Below are 255 nucleotides of genomic sequence, written 5' to 3'. Positions count from 1 at the left end.
CCAAAATGCGCTTATCAGCACCGTGGCTGGGCAAGGTTTCGCCTGCCATCCGTTTGGCTTCTTCGGCGTAGAACTCGACAAACGACGCGCCGTAAGCGACTTCGCCGCGCGACTCGGCAATCGGTTTACCCTGTTCCAGCGTCATCAGTCGGGCGAGCGCTTCTTGGTGATCCATAATGGCATCGAACCAAGCGCGTAACAGGTTGGCGCGCGCTTTGGCCGTGTGTTGACGCCACGCGGGCCAGGCGGCTTCGG

At 61.2% G+C, this 255-nt stretch carries 1 protein-coding gene; it reads right to left on the bottom strand.

The genetic code is table 11. The features are described from left to right. A partial coding sequence (locus M8006_RS18575; RefSeq protein WP_250084610.1) for an aldehyde dehydrogenase family protein occupies window positions 1-255 on the bottom strand: 255 nt, incomplete at both ends.

Source organism: Halomonas llamarensis (assembly GCF_023555005.1).
Lineage (GTDB): Bacteria > Pseudomonadota > Gammaproteobacteria > Pseudomonadales > Halomonadaceae > Vreelandella > Vreelandella llamarensis.
The sequence above is the reverse complement of the archived record's forward strand: the minus strand, read 5'-3'. Positions and strand labels throughout refer to the sequence as shown.